This window comes from Citrobacter sp. VF227, from assembly GCF_052950715.1.
In genome coordinates this window covers 1-450 of the sequence record NZ_JBRFVF010000500.1, presented here as the reverse complement: position 1 = coordinate 450, position 450 = coordinate 1, and the positions used below count along the sequence as shown (strand labels likewise).

Annotated in this window: 1 protein-coding gene; it reads left to right on the top strand. The window is 50.2% G+C overall.

Annotation, left to right across the window (positions count from 1 at the left end; genetic code table 11):
• On the top strand, window positions 1-450 hold a 450-nt coding region (locus ACU8YC_RS27540), incomplete at both ends, for a serine dehydratase beta chain (protein ID WP_446896331.1).

Below are 450 nucleotides of genomic sequence, written 5' to 3'. Positions count from 1 at the left end.
TCCAGGATGTGAATACTCATGGACGTTTGCTACTGGCGGACGGCCAACATGAGGTCGAATTCCCGGTCGACAAGTGCATGAACTTCCATACGGACAATTTGTCTCTACACGAAAACGGCATGCGTATTACCGCACTGGCAGGCGAAAAAGCCATTTACAGCCACACATACTATTCCATTGGCGGTGGGTTCATCGTTGATGAAGAACATTTTGGTTTACCGAATAACTCTCCGGTAAACGTGCCGTATCCTTATAAATCTGCGGCTGATTTACAACGTCATTGCCAGGAAACCGGCCTGTCGCTTTCCGGTCTGATGATGCAAAACGAACTGGCGCTGCACAGCAAAGAAGATCTGGAACAACCCTTTGCCAACGTCTGGGAAGTCATGCGCACCGGCATTGAGCTCGGCATCACCACCGAAGGCGTATTGCCGGCTAAACTGCGTGTTT